Origin of the sequence: Bacillus sp. UNC322MFChir4.1 (assembly GCF_000746135.1) — a bacterium.
Classification (GTDB): domain Bacteria; phylum Bacillota; class Bacilli; order Bacillales; family Bacillaceae_G; genus Bacillus_A.
Genome location: NZ_JQKQ01000022.1, coordinates 22,863 through 40,570, shown reverse-complemented (window position 1 = coordinate 40,570; position 17,708 = coordinate 22,863). Strand labels below are relative to the sequence as shown.

The 17,708-nt window shown below is 37.7% G+C and carries 16 protein-coding genes and 1 pseudogene; 2 read left to right on the top strand and 15 right to left on the bottom strand.

Annotated elements, in window-relative coordinates; all coding sequences use genetic code 11:
• Positions 1–66: 66 nt before the first annotated feature.
• Positions 67–513, bottom strand: coding sequence for a SprT family protein (locus tag BR72_RS09830; protein ID WP_035432491.1), 447 nt, complete (start codon positions 511–513; stop codon positions 67–69).
• A 107-nt stretch (positions 514–620) separates the two neighbouring features.
• Here BR72_RS09830 and cmpA point away from each other — a divergent pair, with 107 nt between their 5' ends.
• Positions 621–734: a cortex morphogenetic protein CmpA gene (cmpA, locus tag BR72_RS26370; RefSeq protein WP_020063275.1), complete on the top strand. Its 114-nt coding sequence runs from the start codon at positions 621–623 to the stop codon at positions 732–734.
• Positions 735–812: 78 nt separating this feature from the next.
• Here cmpA and BR72_RS09825 read toward each other — a convergent pair whose 3' ends face one another.
• The 6 genes and pseudogenes from BR72_RS09825 to acpS form a co-directional block, all read right to left on the bottom strand.
• Positions 813–2,984, bottom strand: a complete 2,172-nt coding sequence (locus tag BR72_RS09825; RefSeq protein WP_035432488.1) for a Tex family protein — start codon at positions 2,982–2,984, stop codon at positions 813–815.
• Between the two features lie 66 nt (positions 2,985–3,050).
• Entirely contained in the window at positions 3,051–3,401 is a 351-nt protein-coding gene (gene ndoA, locus BR72_RS09820; protein WP_020063273.1) for a type II toxin-antitoxin system endoribonuclease NdoA, read from the bottom strand.
• A gap of 4 nt (positions 3,402–3,405) precedes the next feature.
• Positions 3,406–3,693 (bottom strand): antitoxin EndoAI, encoded by a 288-nt coding sequence (locus tag BR72_RS09815; RefSeq protein ID WP_000004571.1) that lies wholly within the window; start codon positions 3,691–3,693, stop codon positions 3,406–3,408.
• A gap of 229 nt (positions 3,694–3,922) precedes the next feature.
• A pseudogene (locus BR72_RS25515) lies at positions 3,923–4,081 on the bottom strand (alanine racemase); the annotation flags it as partial.
• 157 nt (positions 4,082–4,238) lie between these two features.
• Positions 4,239–5,186 carry a LolA family protein gene (locus BR72_RS09810; protein WP_035432611.1) on the bottom strand — a complete coding sequence of 316 codons (948 nt, stop codon included), beginning with the start codon at positions 5,184–5,186 and terminating at the stop codon, positions 4,239–4,241.
• A 156-nt stretch (positions 5,187–5,342) separates the two neighbouring features.
• Positions 5,343–5,702 carry a holo-ACP synthase gene (gene acpS / locus BR72_RS09805; protein WP_035432485.1) on the bottom strand — a complete coding sequence of 120 codons (360 nt, stop codon included), beginning with the start codon at positions 5,700–5,702 and terminating at the stop codon, positions 5,343–5,345.
• 88 nt (positions 5,703–5,790) lie between these two features.
• On the opposite strand from acpS, the gene BR72_RS09800 reads away from it, so the two are divergent.
• A complete protein-coding gene (locus BR72_RS09800; RefSeq protein WP_035432483.1) occupies positions 5,791–6,360 on the top strand; it encodes a rhomboid family intramembrane serine protease in 570 nt (189 codons plus the stop codon).
• 2 nt (positions 6,361–6,362) lie between these two features.
• On the opposite strand, the gene uvsE is transcribed toward BR72_RS09800, so the two are convergent.
• The 8 genes from uvsE to BR72_RS09760 all read right to left on the bottom strand — a co-directional run bounded on the left by uvsE (position 6,363) and on the right by BR72_RS09760 (position 17,677).
• Positions 6,363–7,325 (bottom strand): UV DNA damage repair endonuclease UvsE, encoded by a 963-nt coding sequence (uvsE, locus tag BR72_RS09795; protein ID WP_035432481.1) that lies wholly within the window; start codon positions 7,323–7,325, stop codon positions 6,363–6,365.
• Between the two features lie 100 nt (positions 7,326–7,425).
• Positions 7,426–9,000, bottom strand: coding sequence for a degradosome RNA helicase CshA (locus BR72_RS09790; protein WP_035432479.1), 1,575 nt, complete (start codon positions 8,998–9,000; stop codon positions 7,426–7,428).
• A 581-nt stretch (positions 9,001–9,581) separates the two neighbouring features.
• Positions 9,582–10,958: a UDP-N-acetylmuramoyl-tripeptide--D-alanyl-D-alanine ligase gene (locus BR72_RS09785; protein WP_035432477.1), complete on the bottom strand. Its 1,377-nt coding sequence runs from the start codon at positions 10,956–10,958 to the stop codon at positions 9,582–9,584.
• Between the two features lie 62 nt (positions 10,959–11,020).
• Positions 11,021–12,109 (bottom strand): D-alanine--D-alanine ligase, encoded by a 1,089-nt coding sequence (locus BR72_RS09780; RefSeq protein WP_035432475.1) that lies wholly within the window; start codon positions 12,107–12,109, stop codon positions 11,021–11,023.
• Between the two features lie 186 nt (positions 12,110–12,295).
• A complete protein-coding gene (locus tag BR72_RS09775; protein WP_035432473.1) occupies positions 12,296–13,570 on the bottom strand; it encodes an MDR family MFS transporter in 1,275 nt (424 codons plus the stop codon).
• 162 nt (positions 13,571–13,732) lie between these two features.
• Entirely contained in the window at positions 13,733–15,148 is a 1,416-nt protein-coding gene (locus BR72_RS09770) for a branched-chain amino acid transporter BcaP (protein ID WP_035432471.1), read from the bottom strand.
• Positions 15,149–15,585: 437 nt separating this feature from the next.
• Positions 15,586–16,755, bottom strand: a complete 1,170-nt coding sequence (locus BR72_RS09765; RefSeq protein ID WP_035432469.1) for a homogentisate 1,2-dioxygenase — start codon at positions 16,753–16,755, stop codon at positions 15,586–15,588.
• Entirely contained in the window at positions 16,721–17,677 is a 957-nt protein-coding gene (locus BR72_RS09760; protein WP_035432467.1) for a fumarylacetoacetate hydrolase family protein, read from the bottom strand. The genes BR72_RS09765 and BR72_RS09760 overlap by 35 nt, the downstream gene beginning before the upstream one ends.
• Between the last annotated feature and the right edge of the window lie 31 nt (positions 17,678–17,708).

Below are 17,708 nucleotides of genomic sequence, written 5' to 3'. Positions count from 1 at the left end.
CAACATTCTGTAGTGACGTGACATGTTTATAATATACTGGATTGTTTTTTTAGTGTCAAGGAGTTTTTAAACCTGCTTTAATTTCCCTTTACACTTCCCGCACACATAACGAACTGTATTTACTCTGCGTCTTCTTACATATTGAAAATGACACGTTATACATTCATACACATATTGTTTTACCTCTACTTGTCTCCCGGACATTCTTTTACAAAAACGCGGTGCGTTCACCTGCTTTAATAATTCACGAAAGTCTTTATCTCTATGCTGGTACCCTTTCCCCATAATATGCAAATGATAATGACATAACTCATGTTTAATTACTTCAATCAATTCCTTTTCCCCATACTTTACATAATAATGATAATTTAGTTCTATATTATGAGTGCTTAATATATACCGCCCACCTGTCGTACGTAACCGTTTATTAAACACCGCCTTATGCAAAAAAGGGCTCGCAAAATAATTTATCGATACTTCCTCCACTAATCTCTGAATATCTACTTCATACATCCTCATCTCTCCTACCCATTAAAATAAATCCACACGTCTCGTCGGTCTCATGCATACATTAAATAGTACATATACCCATCCTCATTCTTATCAAAGGAGGGATTCATATGCCAGCATGGCTTCGCAAACAAATGCGGCGTGCTTATTATGAAAAAAACCGCTATCAAATCAAATTACTTAACGAATGCTGGTTTTTTTATAAAAAAAAGCAACATCCCTAATAAACAAAGGGAATGGATCAACATATTCCACTCCCTTTTCATTCAACTAACAATAAACGCATCCATAGGCGTGGCTTTTTAATCTTCTAACGGTAACATAGATAAAGCGACGCGTCCTTTTTTCATATCAACATCATCGACCCACACTTTTACAATTTGTCCGACAGACACAATATCTAATGGATGTTTTACAAACTGTTTACTCATTTTCGAAATATGAACTAGTCCATCTTGTTTTACACCGATGTCAACAAAAGCACCGAAATCTACAACATTCCGAACTGTACCTTCTAATTCCATACCACGTTTTAAATCTTCTAGTTTTAAGATACCTTTTTTAAGAAGCGGCTTCGGTAATTCATCACGTAAGTCTCGCTCCGGACGGATAAGGGCATCAATAATGTCTCGCAGCGTTGGTTCACCAACGCCCGTTTGCTCTGATAACGAGGAAACTTCCACTTCCTCTAAGCGTTTTTGCAAATGAGGCTGTCCAACATCTGTAATAGATAACCCTAAACTTTTCACTAACAATTCCACATTCTTATATTGCTCTGGATGAATGCTTGTTCGATCAAGTGGATTCTCACCTTCTAAAACCCGTAAAAATCCGATGCATTGTTCATATGTCTTTGCACCTAATCGTGGTATATCTTTCAGTTCAGCACGTTTCGTAAACTTCCCGCTCTCTTCACGTTTTTTCACAATATTTTTTGCAACTGTTTTTGATAAACCAGAAACATATTGTAATAAGGAAACAGAAGCAGTATTTACATTCACCCCAACTTGGTTTACAGCTGTTTCAACAACAAATGTTAATGATTCATTCAACCGTTTTTGCGATACATCATGTTGGTATTGCCCTACCCCAACAGACTTTGGATCAATCTTTACTAATTCTGCAAGCGGATCTTGCAAACGTCTCCCTATAGAAACCGCGCTTCTTTCTTCAACTTGCAAATTCGGAAACTCTTCTCTCGCTAATTCTGATGCGGAATATACACTTGCCCCCGCTTCATTGACAATAATATAAAACACATCATGAGAAACTGTCTGTAGTACATCTACAATAAATTCTTCCGTTTCACGAGAAGCCGTACCATTTCCAATCGCAATTACTTCTACTTCATACTTTTCTAAAATGGAAATACATTTCTTTTTCGCTTCTTCATACTTCCGGACAGGCGGATGCGGATAGATGACATCGATATGAAGCACTTTCCCTGTATCATCTACAACTGCTAGTTTACATCCCGTACGATAAGCAGGATCTACAGCCAACGCTACTTTCCCCTTCATCGGCGGTTGTAACAATAAATTCCGTAAGTTCTCTGAAAAAATATGAATTGCTTGTTCTTCCGCTACTTCCGTTAGCTCTTTACGAATTTCCCTTTCAATAGACGGTTGAATCAAACGCTTATAACCATCTTCAATTGCTTCTTGTACATAATTCGCACTTGGTACGAATGAATTATGAATAACTTTTTTATGTAAAAATTGAAGAACGTCTTCAATCGGAGGTACAATTGTTACTTTTAAAATTTCTTCTTTTTCACCACGATTCATCGCCAATACACGGTGAGGAACAACCTTTTGCACTGGTTCTTCATAGCTGTAATACATTTCGTATACATTCTTTTCGTCTTTTTCTTCATCTTTTACGGCTGCTGAAATTGTTCCTTTTCTAAAGGTAGTATTGCGAATCCAACTACGATAAGACGCTTCATCAGATACATATTCTGCAATAATGTCTTTTGCCCCCTGCAATGCTTCTTCTGGCGACTGAACCTCTTTTTCTTCATTTACGAACACTTTTGCTTTTTCTAGCACGTCATCCTTCGCAAACGTTAATAACCACTCTGCCAAAGGTTCTAATCCCTTCTCTTTCGCAATCGTTGCTTTTGTTCTTCGTTTTTCTTTATATGGACGATATAAATCCTCGACCTCTTGTAGTTTTGTTGCAGAGGTAATATTACGACGCAGTTCTTCTGTAAGCTTTCCCTTTTCATGAATTAAACGCAACACTTCTTCTTTACGATTTTCAAGCTGTGTAATATATTGCCACCTTTCTAAAATCGAACGAATTTGCACTTCGTCTAATGAGTTTGTCCATTCTTTTCGGTAACGAGCAATAAAAGGGACCGTATTCCCTTCCTCTGTTAACTCAATAACATGACGAACTTGCTTCTCTGAAAAATTCAATTCTTTCGCTAGCGTTTTCATTAGCCCTTGGCGGTTATCTACCATTTCCATTTGCAACAAAACCTCCTTCAATAATAAAAAAAGTTGCTCTTACAAGAGAGCAACTTCAACGTTGAACTAAAAATCTATCAGTCCTAAACTAATTTGCAGAGCTTCATCTACACGATTCATCATCAGATCGTCTAACTGAGTGATTTTGTCCGTTAAGCGCTGCTTATCGATTGTTCGAATCTGTTCGAGCAAGATAACCGAATCTCTCTCAAATCCATACTTTTTTGCATCAATTTCCACATGGGTGGGCAATTTTGCTTTCTGAATCTGTGCAGTAATGGCCGCCACAATTACAGTAGGACTAAAACGATTCCCAATGTCATTTTGAATGACCAGAACCGGACGAACGCCTCCTTGCTCAGAACCAACAACTGGGGAAAGATCTGCAAAATACACGTCGCCGCGTTTTACAATCAAAAGATTACCCCCCGCTAACTAAGCGTTCTACTGTATGAGCTGCTTCATACTCTGCCAAGAAAGCTTCAGATGCAATACCAAGATTGATTTTTCCCATTTCAATGTACCCACGTCTCATTGATTCATGCTGGTAGCGCTTCTTTGTTTTATGTTGGCGCAATAGCAATTGTGTTGCCTGGCAAATAAGTTCATGGCGATTCTTATTCTCTTGTTTTCCAATTCCGTCTAATTCTGTTACCACTTGTTTCGGCAACCGAACAACGATTTCAGTAGTTACACTTGATTCGGACACAAAAATACACCTCCACCGTCAACTACACACACACATATACGACACCTATTGTAATAATACCATTGTATAGGGCCTGTTGCAAAGACTTCCTAATGTCTTGCTTTATGTTTTCCAACTTGGAAATAAAACATTCATTTCCTTGTACTTTTCTTTGTTATTCTTCTAAAGCGAGTTTCTCAAATTACCATCTAGTAAAAATATAAGTATTATAAACATACATTTAAACCATTGCAACCTCCACTGCCCAATGACCATATGCATTTGCTTTCACAACAGAAAAAATCTCTACACCGTTAAGGATAATAGACTGAATACGAGTTACATTCTCATAAATCGCATCTAAGTTTACCTCGGCCCACGCATCACGATAAAATGGCGATTTTCCCACCTAGAAAAAACACTCCCTTTATACGATATGCAGAGCTTATTCTTTTATATTCACTTTTTTCTCACCTTTATTACATCAGATTACATGAAATCTTTATCCATACATGAAGCCGTGCTAAAAAACGTGGTGTACACTGTAGTCACCACGTCTTAGTTGTTTACTTTACTTGTTTTTGAGTTACAGAACGCGCCACCATTAATAATTCTTCTTGTTTCAACTCTTTTGATACAAGCATATATTCCACTCCATTATGTGACCATGTAACAGAATCTTTTGTTAATGCCCCAATTGCGAAACCTAAATCAACAGGCTCTCCACTCACACTTTGCGTCGCAATAGTTGGTGCTACTTTCGCTTTTTCTTGTATTAATGTAAAACTCTTCTTATTACCAGTGTACGTAAGAATATTACGTTTTCCGTTATCTGTATTAAATTCCTTCTCTTCTTTTAAAGTCATGCCTTGCGGTGTATCACTTGGATACAAAACAGCAAATGGCTTTTCTTGTTGAGCTGTCGTTTGTATATCCACTTGTGCTCTAGACATATTTTGCTTCGTATCAAATGCACCTTTATCAAATTTCGCGTCAAACTTTACTTTCGAAAAATCCACTTGTACAAGAACATTTTGATCGTTATCCATCAATTTCACTGAAACAGGCGATAAATCTTTTTTATTAAATGTAATTTGTTGCTTTGGCAACATATTTTGATGATGATAGTTTGTTTTTGTTTCAAACACATAATATTTATCTGTTTTCTTAAACGAACGGTCCTTATCGTTCAAAATATCTCTAACAAGTGATTCATACAAATATGCTTGACTGCTATTTTGCGGCCAATCACTTTGAAAGCGAAAACTTTTATTTAAAGATGGAGTAAGAACAAATACACCTTCATCATTTCGTAAAATAATTTGACTTTGATCTTTCTTTGCATTTTTTAAATTCACTCGGTAATACGATGGTTTATTATACCAAACTTCAACATCATACACTTGTGGTTCATTTCCCGTTTTAATCGATAGCTTCGCTTCTGCTTGATAGCTTTTCATATCTTTTACTCTTTCATTCAAATCTTGCACAACATCTTCTTTCTTCTTCTCCATACAACCAGCTAACAGAAAAACGGTCAACAAACCGACAATAAACAAAAATAGCCGCCTTTTCATACGTTCAGCCCCTTTGTCTCAATAAGTAAGTGGAAGAAAGCCTCTTCCTTAACGCTACTCAAATATATGAGACAAAGAGATGAAATATGCAGACTAGCTTGACGAGCTTTCTAAAACAATCTGCGCTACCGCAAACTCTCGACTATGGCTAATTGAAAGATGAATCGTATGACTTGTATCGGCAAGTAAAATAGGTTTCCCTCTTTCATCATTCATAATTTCAATATCCAAAAAACTAACCTCTTTGCCAATTCCAGTACCAAGCGCTTTCGAATACGCTTCTTTCGCTGCAAAGCGCCCTGCAACAAATTCACTACGTCTTTTTCCTTTTAACGCACAGGCCACTTGGCGCTCATTTTCCGTTAAAATACGCTCTGTAAATTTCGGCTGTCCCTCTATCATCTTTTCAATTCTTTCAATTTCAATAATATCAATTCCAACTCCTACAATCATATCCCGCCGTTCCTTCCTTCTATTTTCTTTCGCACTCTCATATTGTAAGAATAACAGACAATATGCTAACAGCAAAAGGAGTGTAAATATGAATACTCCATTCAAATACTCATTTTCTTCTTTCCCGCCGGTTACTATGGCACTACTTTTTATACAACTTGTTTTACTATCATTAGGAAATAAGAGTCTCTCTATCGGAATCGCCTGTAACGAGTGTATAGCTGAAGGAGAATGGTGGCGACTCATTTCTTCATTATTTGTTCATACAACATTTTCTCATTTTCTATCCAATAGCATCTGCTTCTTTGCGCTTGGATTTTCATTAGAAAAACAACTGCATGGCATTCGATTTTTATTTGTGTTTCTTACGTCTGGAATTATCGGAAATATTGCCTCTTACTTTTTCTTTCCGATCTACTATACTCATACAGGAGCTTCTGGTGCTATTTTCGGACTATTAGGAGTACAGCTTTACCTATTCTATATGCAATTTCAGCCTACTAGAAGAAAAGAAATCCTTCTCTTTGTTACCATTTTATGTATTCTCCTTGCGTTTACATTTCTCGATTCAACAACAAATTCAATTAGCCATCTAGCTGGATTACTTATAGGAGCTTGCTTAGGGCCATTATTCATAAAAAAAACAGATGGTGCATAAGCTTATTTCACCCAAAAGCTTGCACCATCTATTATTTCCACTCCCACCTTATCTGTCATATCCCTCATCAACTGCAAGAGTGCTTCGTCTTTTTGTTTTGCCTCTATCATACAGTGTATTTCTGGAACACTTCCTCTTATATGTCGCAAAAAAGAAACGAAAGAATTAGAATCAATAAAATCGGCATGCGCCCGCGGATTCTTCCCTTCTCGCGAACTCGAAATATGCATTTTAATCGGCAAAGGAGATTGTTCCCAAGTTTGCACAACACGTTCCCAGTGGCTTTCCCATTCTTCTAAATCATGATTCATCATATGATGATGTAAATCAAAAACTACCGGAATCCCAAGTTTTTCTCCTAAGTACAGCGTCTCTTTTAAAGAAAATGTAGTGTCATCATTTTCTAGCATAATCATCTTTTGAATCCCAGCTGGAACAAGCGACCAGTTTTCAATAAATTTTTCTAGCGCTTGTTCTTTATTCCCATATGCACCACCAACATGTAAAACACAACGATGCGTTCTATCGATTCCCATTCCCTGTAGCAACTTCCCATGCATCTGTAATGTTTTTAGCGACTGCTTTACAACAGGTGGACGCAATGAATTTAAAACAACAAAATGATCTGGATGAAAGTCAATTCGCATCCGTTTTTGTTTTGCGTATTCTCCAATTTTCCGTAAATTTTCTTGCAAAGGTTTTATATAGTCCCATTCTAACAACGCCTCATGGTTTGCCAGAGGAATTAATTTCGAACTTAAACGAAAGAATGAAATATCATGTCCATAATTATGTTTTAACAACCGTAAGCAATTCTCCAAATTAGAATTAGAAATCCTCTCTAAATTTTTGATTGCTGCTTCTCTGTCTTGCATTCGCTGAAACTTTGCATACGTCATTGTTTGCGAAGGAGAAGCATTTTTGACACGCACACTCATCGCAGCATACCCAAGCTTTACGAGCATTCCATTTCCTCTTTTCCGATACAAGTTTCTATGTAGTATACCCAAATAAAGATACAAAAAAAGACAGCCTTTTGAAAAAGACTGCCTCTCTTCTATATGTTTAGTTAGATTGTGGTTTACGGCTTTGATGCTTTCTTTCGCCACTGCGCCCTCTAGGAGCTCCAGAACGCCCTTCGCCGCGTCCTTCGCCGCGCCCTTGACCTTCTCCTTTACGACCGCCACGATTGCGGTTGCCATCACGGTTACGGCCACCTTCACGATTACGGTTACCTTCGCGGTTACCATCACGATAACCACCTCTTCCGTTGCCGTTGCCGTTTCCGCTTCCGTTTCTCTTTCTAGAACGATCTTTTGAAACTACCGGCGGTTCTGATGTTAAAGAAACTGGCGTTGCATCCGGCTCTTTTGTCATCATTTTTAAAGCAGCTGCTACAACCGCTACAGAATCATGCTCTTCTAATAACTCTTCCGCAATACGTTTGTAGTATGATAAGTTTTCACTTTCGATCGTACTTTGAAGTTTTTCAGCAATCAAACGTTGTTGTCCTTCTAAAGCTTCATCTAATGTTGGTGGATTCATACGATCCATTTTACGTTTTGTTGTACGCTCAATATTCTTTAATTGTCCTGTTTCACGCGGTGTTACAAACAGCATCGCAAGGCCTGTTTTACCTGCACGACCTGTACGACCAATACGGTGTACGTATGATTCAGGATCTTGTGGGATATCAAAGTTATATACGTGTGTTACACCTGAAATATCAAGTCCACGTGCTGCTACATCTGTCGCAACAAGAACTTCGATTGAACCTTCTTTAAATTTACGTAATACAGAAAGACGCTTCGCTTGTGTTAAATCACCATGAATTCCTTCTGCTGCATAGCCACGTAAGTTTAATGCTTCTGATAATTCATCAACACGGCGCTTTGTACGACCGAATACGATTGCAAGCTCTGGAGATTGAATATCTAATAAACGTGTTAACACGTCAAATTTCTTTTTCTCTTGCACTTCTACATAGAACTGCTGAATGTTTGGCATAGTTACTTCTTTCGCTTTAACCTTAATATGTTTAGGTTCGCTCATGAAGCGTTCCGCAATGCGACGGATTGGATCTGGCATTGTTGCTGAGAACAATAATGTTTGGTGTTCTTCAGGAACATCCGTTAAAATCGCTTCAATATCTTCAATGAAGCCCATATTTAACATTTCATCCGCTTCATCAAGAACAACTGTCTCTACGTTTTGCAGACGAAGTGTTTTACGTTTAATATGATCTAAAATACGTCCTGGTGTACCAACAATAATGTGTGGACCTTTTTTCAATGCACGAATCTGACGGTTAATATCTTGGCCGCCATAGATTGGTAAAATACGCACACGCTTATGTTGACCAATTTTGTATAGCTCTTCACCTACTTGAATTGCTAACTCACGAGTTGGCGCGATAACGATACCTTGAACTGTATCTTGACGTGTATTTACTTTTTCTAATAGTGGTAATCCAAATGCAGCTGTTTTTCCTGTACCTGTTTGAGCTTGACCAATGATGTCTACACCTTGTAAGGCTACTGGAATTGTTTCTGCCTGAATTGGTGTTGCCTCTTCAAACCCCATGCTTTCAACAGACTGTAACAAAGAATTGCTTAATCCTAACTCTCGAAATGTTGTCAATTTTACTTCTCCTTTTCTATCTAAAATAGCCCAGATTATTCCTTCTTCTCATATTCACAGGATATCCAAGTAAGGTTGGGCTAAGTCTTCTTCAGACAAAATACGTTATCAGCGCAAGATTGCCTGACAATTATAATAAAACTAGCTTTTGAAAAATGAATGTAACAAGTATGTGTACTTTAAACATCCAAACGTAAAGCTAGACAAAAGTAGTCCCGAGACAAATTTATCCCGCTATTTCCGGGTAGTAAAACCCCATTTCAAACAATTATAACTTTCAAATGGCAGGAGTAATTATCCTAACTATTCACTCAAAAAAGACACTTTCCGTGTTTGCGGAAAATGCCCTTTCCCTGATGTTTACATAATATAAACGGGCCTACATTTATCACAAAAAACTCTACAACGTTATTACACCCTATCAATTATATGTTTTGTATGTGTAAAAAGCAAACCCAACTCTCACCATTATTTATATATAAATTTCGTCATCTTTATCCTAGATTTTGAATCCCTTTATTGTAAGGGGTTCCAATAACCAGGCAATAGAGTAGACTATATATAGGACAACAAAACCCAAATTACTTGATCATCGTAATAACTTCCTCTAATTTCATACCACGAGATGCTTTTACTAATACAACGTCTTTCACATCAACGACTTCTTTTAAAGCTTTAACGAGTTCTTCTTTATTATCATAAGCCTTTACTCGCTCATTAGGAAAATTAATTTTTGCGCCTTCTGCCATTTGTGCCCCGAGCGTACCATACGTAAACACATATGCAATACGAGCTGGATCAATTAATTTTCCAACTTCATAATGAAATTGTACTTCTTGGTTACCAAGCTCTAACATATCACCAAGCACGAGAATTTTTTTAGAAAATCCATTTAATTCATTCATTAAATGAAACGCTGCTTCCATCGCTGTCGGACTCGCGTTGTATGCATCATTAATAATCGTTAACCCTGCATCCGTTTTGACAACTTCCATACGCATGCCTGTCATTTTCAATGTCACGAAACCTTGTTTCATTTCTTCCCACGTTACACCAAAGAACTCAGCAACCGCCATTGATGCTAATGCGTTATATACATTATGCTTCCCAAGAACGGGTAAATAAAATACTACATTCTGTGCTTGATTCATTTTAAATTGTGTACCTGTTGCTTCCAACTTAACAGATATTGGGTGGTAATCATTCGCTCTTGCATCACCGAATGTAATTGTTTTTGCAGATAAATTCATGCCTGGTACACGTGTAGTTAACAATGGCTCATCTCCATTATAAACAAATACGCCATTTTCTTGTAAACCTGTTACAATTTCCAACTTCGCTTCAGCAATTGCATCACGAGAGCCTAAATCCATTAAATGTGCTTCTCCGATATTTGTGATAATCGCTGCATCAGGGCGAGCAAGCTTTGACAAAAATTCAATTTCACCACGGCTCGACATACCCATTTCTAATACCGCTATTTCTGTATCTTCTTCTAAATTTAAAATTGTCAAAGGAAGTCCGATATGGTTATTGAAGTTCCCTTCTGTTTTTTGCACTTTAAATTTTGTTCCCAGTAAGCTTGTCACAATATCTTTCGTTGATGTTTTTCCGTTACTTCCCGTTACACCAACTACTTTCACATTTAATTGGTCACGATAGTTTTTCGCTAATGTCTGTAATGCTTGTAATGTGTCTTCTACAAAAATAACTGGTACATTTTCCGGCGGGTTTGCCACGCCTTTTTTCCATAGCGTTGCGACAGCGCCATTTTCTATCGCTTTCTTTACAAAAGTATGACCATCAAAACGTTCCCCTTGAATTGGAACATATAAATTTCCTTGTTCAATCTTCCTTGTATCAATGGAAATACCTTTTATCTCTATATCATTCCACTGCTCCGCCAAACTAGTTCCGCATACCATTTGCTCAACTTGCTTCGCTGTTCGCTTTATCATATAAAAAACACTCCTTACAAGGAAGAAACACTATTCATTTGAATAGTGCTTCTCCTTTCTTGTTAGATTGTATATTTAATTTTTTGTTTTTCTTCATGACGTTCAATCGCTAAGCGCACTAATTCTTGAATAAGTTCTGGATACGCTAATCCTGTATTTTCCCATAATAGAGGGAACATACTAAACGGCGTGAATCCTGGCATTGTATTTACTTCATTAATAAATACATCACCATCTTTTGTTAAGAAGAAGTCTGCTCGCGTTAATCCCGCACCGTCTAAAGATTGAAATGCAAGAATCGCATACTCGTTAATCTTCTTATATTCCGATTCCTTAATTTCAGCAGGAATAACCATCGCCGTATCGCCATCAATGTATTTTGATTTATAATCATAGAATTCTTTTTTAGCTACGATTTCACCTACAACCGAACATTTCGGTTCATCATTTCCTAATACACCAATTTCCACTTCACGACCAACAATATTCTCTTCTACAATAATTTTACGATCGAATTGGAACGCTTCCTCAAATGCATTCTCTAACTCAGCACGATCTTTACATTTATTAATTCCAACGCTTGAGCCAAGATTTGCTGGTTTCACGAAACATGGATAGCCTAATGTTTCTTCAACTTTCCCATAAGCTTCTGTGCGATTTTTCTCCCAAACACTGCGGATGAATGAAACATATTTCGCTTGTGGTAAGCCTGCTTCCGCAAAAATATTTTTCATAACAACTTTATCCATACCTGCAGCTGATGCTAACACACCATTTCCTACATATGGAATATTTATAAGTTCTAACAAGCCTTGCACTGTTCCATCTTCACCATTTGGTCCATGTAATAACGGAAAGATTACATCGAGTGCATTCTCTTTATCAGAAGATGACATTGGGATAATCTCTGAACTTAATGATACAGGAGAAATTGCGTTCTCTTCTCCGTTCAGTTGCAACTCTTGAACGCTGTTTACTTCACCTTCAAGACGCTCACCGCGAACCCATTGTCCTTGTTCAGTAATATAAATTGGATGAACCTCAAATTTTTCTTGATCTAACGCTTTACTAACAGCAAGAGCTGTTTGTAAAGAAACTTGATGCTCCGCTGATTTTCCACCATATAATAAACCTAATTTAATTTTCATAATGAAATCACCCTAATCGTTTGTTTTCATTTTTCTATTGTAGCACTTTTTACAAAAATAGATAGTTCCTATTTTCGTAAAAAGCGAAACCGTCCACAAATAGCATGATAGCCAAGTCGACATAACCATTTTTCTAGTTATGTACCTAATAGTATGAGAAAAAGAACGTATTTGTGTATAATGAAAACTTTATGAAGTTCGCTTTACCATATTGTCTTTTTGTCTTTGCTCTACAAGTCGGTCTAATGATATGTAAACAAGTCCCGCTACCACACATCCGATTCCTAAAACCGTAAATAAAACGTGACCTAACAAACGATCGAGTAAAAACCCTGCAAGCAGAGGACCGAACGCATTACCTGTAATCCATTGTAAGCTAGCCGCTCCCATATACGTACCTCGCAGGTGCTCTGGTGCTAAGTTTGCTATAAATGTCATTTGGACAGGAGACATAATCATTTCTCCTAATGTATAAATCGCATATACAATTAATAGCGTAACAAGAACTACAGTAGCATTTGCCCCCATTCCGCCAAACCATCTCGGAAGCCATCCGATGGCAAGAAGACCTATTCCAAATAACCAAGCACCGTATAGCATCGTTTTCCCTACCGGTTTATCAGTCGCCCACTTCGAAATTTGAAATTGAAACAAAACTACCAAAAGTCCGTTCATAGCCATTAAGTAAGGATATGGATTATTCACTCCAAATATCCCTTTCATTTCATTATCAAAATGAAGAGGAAGCATACCTTCTGTTTGCGAAAATCCCATCGAAATAACAATTCCAGCCAATATATAAATGAGTAAAATTTTATCTTGAAATACAATTTTCCATACAGATTGTTTCGCTTCTTCCTCCTTACTCGTTTGTGTTGTTACATCTTTTGGCATTGTTTCTTGAATAAGTAGTAAAACTAGTATTGCGTAGAACAACATAGAAGATGACGCAATCATAAAAATAACCGTTTTAGAAAGCACTACAACCGAAGCACCTATAATTGGGCCAATAGCAGCTCCGATATTATGCCCCATTCGCAGCAAACCATATGCTTCTGTTCGCTTTTCAGGTTCAGTTACATCCGCTACCATCGCGGAAGCTGCCGGATGGAACAACGAATTACTCAACCCTAAACAAACGGATAAAATAGCATATGGTATAAAACCATCTATAAATATGAACCCAAGCATTAAAATCGCATTGCTGGCCATTGAAAATATCATAATTGGCTTTCTTCCATAAACATCTGCAATTCGGCCACCTATAAGAGAACCAAAACTTGCTGCAATTGGAGACAGTGCCATAATAATTCCCACTTCTAACAAAGAATCTACTTTATCTTTTAAATACAATGCAAAAAATGGCATTAACATCATCATCGCAATTCCATTTAACGTTTCTCCAATAAATCGAATCCAAACATTACGATCCATCTGCTTTAATTCTTGCCATGTTTTCTTCATATTCTCCCCCTCCCACTACTTTTGGGTAGTAAGCACCTGGTCGATTCCACTATCCAATCGAAACTTCACTTAATCGACCAAATTTCATCTTATAATATTTTTGTAAAAATGTAAATTTTCAAAAATAAAAAGCCGTTCTTTTTCTTAGAACGGCTTTCAACCTTATAGATTCACAGTTTTTTCATCACTAGATTCTTTGTGTAATGCACTATTCTTTCTGCTATATAAGAAATAGACTCCTATTCCAATTACCATCCAGATTCCAAAACTTTTCCATGTGATTGCCGGTAATTGAAGCATTAAATATAAACAAAAGATTACAGTTAGTGCTGGTAAAATCGGCACAAGCGGCGCTTTAAATGCACGCGGTAAATCTGGATGTGTTTTTCTCATTACAATAACCGCAATTGCAACGAGTGTGAACGCAGATAGAGTTCCGATATTTACAAGGTGAGCTAGTACACTTAAGTCAACAAGTCCTGAAATAAGCGCTGCTACAACCCCTGTTATCCATGTATTTAAAAACGGTGTTTTAAACTTTGGATGTACTTTTGAAAAACGGTTCGGTAATAAACCGTCACGACTCATTGCATACGACACACGGACTTGACCATACATCATAACTAACATAACAGTTGTAATCCCTGTAATCGCACCTACTGAAATAACACCTGCCAAACCATCTTGTCCAATAAATTGAAGTCCAAATGCTACTGGATCTGAAATATTTAATTTTCCATACGGTACAATACCTGTCAAAATAAGCGAAACAACAATGTACAAAACAGTACAAATTAATAACGATGCAATAATACCAATTGGTAAATCACGCTGCGGACGTTTTACTTCTTCCGCCGCTGTTGAAACGGCATCAAAACCAATAAAAGCAAAGAATACCGTCGCTGCGCCTACCATTACACCATCAAAACCAAACGGCATAAACGGTGTCCAGTTTTCTGGTTTTACATATTTAACACCAGCAAAGATGAACAATAGTACAACGGCTAATTTAATGAATACCATAATATTATTTACACGGGCACTTTCACGAACACCTCGTGATAAAAGGACTGTCATAATTAAAATAATACAAACAGCTGGTAAATCAATAATTCCACCTTTTCCTGCCCCAGGAGCAGAAGCTAAAATGGTTGGAATTTGAATTCCAAACCCTTTTAATAAAGACTGAAAATAAGCTGACCATCCATTTGCAACAGCTGATGTTGCCAATAAGTACTCAAGCATTAAATCCCATCCAATTAAAAAGGCAAACACTTCTCCCAGCGTTGCATATGTATACGTATACACACTACCCGATACTGGTACGCTAGAAGCAAATTCTGCATAACAAAAGGCGGCAAAGGCACAAGCGAGTGCGGCTAATGCAAAAGATAAAATAATAGCAGGTCCAGAATGTTTCGCAGCAACTACTCCTGTCAAGACGAAAATACCTGTCCCAACAATCGCCCCTACCCCTAACATCGTTAAATCTAATGCTCCTAATGTTCGATCCAATTTCTTCTGACTTCCCTCTTGCAACAGTTGTGTAATCGGCTTTTTTTGAAAGATTTGCTTCATCCCCAGCACCTCAACAATTGTAATTTTCTGAAAATTTAATATTTAAATTCATTTTACTTATTTCAGCTTTTTTCGTCAATAACTTAATGCAAAATTTGTCATTCCATCACCATTTTGAATGATCTGAACTAGTATGGTGCGTTATTGTAGTACAAATGAAAATTATAAAGATGATTTATATTTGTATATTTTTATATCATTCTATAAATATTTTTGGTATTTTAAATATGTCGATTTCTTTACAAGGAGCTGACTAAAAAGTTCACGTTTTAGTCAGCTCCTTTCACTTTTTTGTATAATTCAGCTTTGCGGATCAACTACTTGTATGTCGAAGCGCCGATATATCGCAAAGAACGGTCGATAACGAAAAAAGAACTGACTTCAAAAGGCACTTATGTACCTTTTGGGTCAGTTTGTTCTTTCGACATAGTAGTCATTTATACGGTATGTGTGCCTCGTTCTATCCAACTGTACATGTATTGCTCATCTTCCATATCATGTGCATCTTTTATAATGCGTAGTGGACGGAATGTATCAATCATAACCGCTAGTTCGATTGTCTCCTTTTTACCAAGGCTAGCTTCTGTTTTCCCAGGGTGTGGTCCATGTGGAATACCGCTCGGATGAAGCGTAATAGACCCTTCCTCTACCCCTTTTCTGCTCATAAAGTTGCCTTCTACATAGTAGAGCACCTCATCACTATTTACATTACTATGGTAATACGGTGCCGGAATTGCTTCTGGATGATAATCATATAGACGCGGAACGAATGAGCACACAACAAAGTTATGTCCCTCAAATGTTTGGTGTACTGGTGGCGGCTGATGAATGCGTCCTGTAATTGGCTCAAAATCCTCAATATTAAATACCCATGGATATAAGTGCCCATCCCATCCTACAACATCCAAAGGATGATGCTGCAAAACATGTTTATGCATATATCCTCTCGATTTTGTCATCACAACAAACTCACCTTTTTCATCGTACGTTTCCAACGTCTCAGGACCACGAATATCACGCTCACAAAACGGACTATGTTCTAACAATTGTCCGTACTCATTGCGGTAATTACGCGGTGTTGTAATTTGACTATTTGCTTCAACAACGAGAAATTTCGATTCTCCCGCTTCAGGCATTACACGGTAGATCGTACCGATTGGAATAATAATATAATCTCCTTTTCGATAGTGAATCGTGCCGAACATTGTCTCGATTTTTCCAGACCCATAATGAACAAATAGCATCTCATCTCCATCGCCATTGCGATAAAAATAGTCCATTTTTTCCGCCCCGTTTACAACCCCAATTCGTAAGTCTTCATTTCCTAATAGAAAATTCCTTCCGTTCACGGCATCTCCTATTTTTCTATATTCTTTCGTTCGAAAATGACGATGCGCTAACGCTACATCTTCTTCATATTGCAATTGACAAGACCGCGCTAAAGAAGCATGCCCAACTTCTGTTGGCATGTAATGGTGATACAAAATAGATTGCGTACCAGAAAAACCTTTCGTCCCCATAACTTGCTCACGATAGAGCGTTCCGTCTTGTTTACGAAACTGTACATGTCGTTTACGAGGAAGTTCCCCCATGCGACGATAATACATGCTCATCCCCCGCTTTCTTTTCTGCTTTTACCGTATTACGCAATGTCCCTAAACTAGTAATGTTTAACTCTACCACATCGCCGTCTTTCAGCCATCTCTCTGTTCCAAGCTCTAAAATACAGCCGCTTCCAACCGTACCAGAACCAAGTATATCTCCTGGATACAGCGTAACACCTTGAGATGCTCGTTCAATCATTTCAGCAAACGTATAATAAATATCTTGAAAATTACCTTTCGACCATTGTTCGCCATTAATATGAGCTGTCATTTCTAAATTGTAACGATCCTCATTTCGATATATGTCTAACTCATCTTTCGTCACAATATACGGCCCAAGCGATGTAGAAAAGTCCTTTCCTTTTGCTGGTCCAAGGCCGACCTTCATTTCATGCGCTTGTAAATCTCTAGCGCTCCAATCATTCATAATACAATATCCAAAAATATATTCATGAGCTTGCCCTTGCGAAATATTTTTACCTTCTTTTCCAATGACACAAGCAATCTCTAATTCATAGTCAAGTTTCTTCGTTGCATTCGGACAAATAACAGCTTCTTCCGGTCCAATCACAGCGCGATGATTCGTAAAATAAAAAACAGGAATCTCATACCACTCCGGAACAATATCTAAACCGCGGCGACCACGCGCCGTTTTTACATGTTGTTCAAATGCATAAAAATCACGGATACTTCCTGGGTTTGGTAAAGGTGCACAAAGCTCTACATCCGCAACATGATAAATACCACTCTCTGGCGTACCAATCTTACTGATGATTTCCATATATTCATCGGATTTCTCTAAAAAAGAAATCATTGTGGACGGAAGCGCCCCCAGGCTTGCCGTATGCATATCAATAACTTTGTCACCTTCAAGCCAACCAGCTCGCATTTCTTGTGAAGGAAGACGAAATGTAATAAACTTCATCATTTTCTCTCCTCGCTTAAAAAGTAAAGCG

Excerpts from the sequence above, each read along its gene's own strand:
- uvsE (WP_035432481.1), bottom strand. The coding sequence starts at position 7,325 with ATGCTCGTAAAGCTTGGGTATGCTGCGATGAGTGTGCGTGTCAAAAAT.
- BR72_RS09765 (WP_035432469.1), bottom strand. The coding sequence starts at position 16,755 with ATGTATTATCGTCGCATGGGGGAACTTCCTCGTAAACGACATGTACAG.
- BR72_RS09830 (WP_035432491.1), bottom strand. The coding sequence starts at position 513 with ATGTATGAAGTAGATATTCAGAGATTAGTGGAGGAAGTATCGATAAAT.
- cmpA (WP_020063275.1), top strand. The coding sequence starts at position 621 with ATGCCAGCATGGCTTCGCAAACAAATGCGGCGTGCTTATTATGAAAAA.
- BR72_RS09775 (WP_035432473.1), bottom strand. The coding sequence starts at position 13,570 with ATGAAGAAAACATGGCAAGAATTAAAGCAGATGGATCGTAATGTTTGG.
- BR72_RS09810 (WP_035432611.1), bottom strand. The coding sequence starts at position 5,186 with ATGGAGAAGAAGAAAGAAGATGTTGTGCAAGATTTGAATGAAAGAGTA.
- BR72_RS09760 (WP_035432467.1), bottom strand. The coding sequence starts at position 17,677 with ATGAAGTTTATTACATTTCGTCTTCCTTCACAAGAAATGCGAGCTGGT.
- BR72_RS09800 (WP_035432483.1), top strand. The coding sequence starts at position 5,791 with ATGAATACTCCATTCAAATACTCATTTTCTTCTTTCCCGCCGGTTACT.
- acpS (WP_035432485.1), bottom strand. The coding sequence starts at position 5,702 with ATGATTGTAGGAGTTGGAATTGATATTATTGAAATTGAAAGAATTGAA.
- BR72_RS09785 (WP_035432477.1), bottom strand. The coding sequence starts at position 10,958 with ATGATAAAGCGAACAGCGAAGCAAGTTGAGCAAATGGTATGCGGAACT.
- BR72_RS09770 (WP_035432471.1), bottom strand. The coding sequence starts at position 15,148 with ATGAAGCAAATCTTTCAAAAAAAGCCGATTACACAACTGTTGCAAGAG.
- BR72_RS09825 (WP_035432488.1), bottom strand. The coding sequence starts at position 2,984 with ATGGAAATGGTAGATAACCGCCAAGGGCTAATGAAAACGCTAGCGAAA.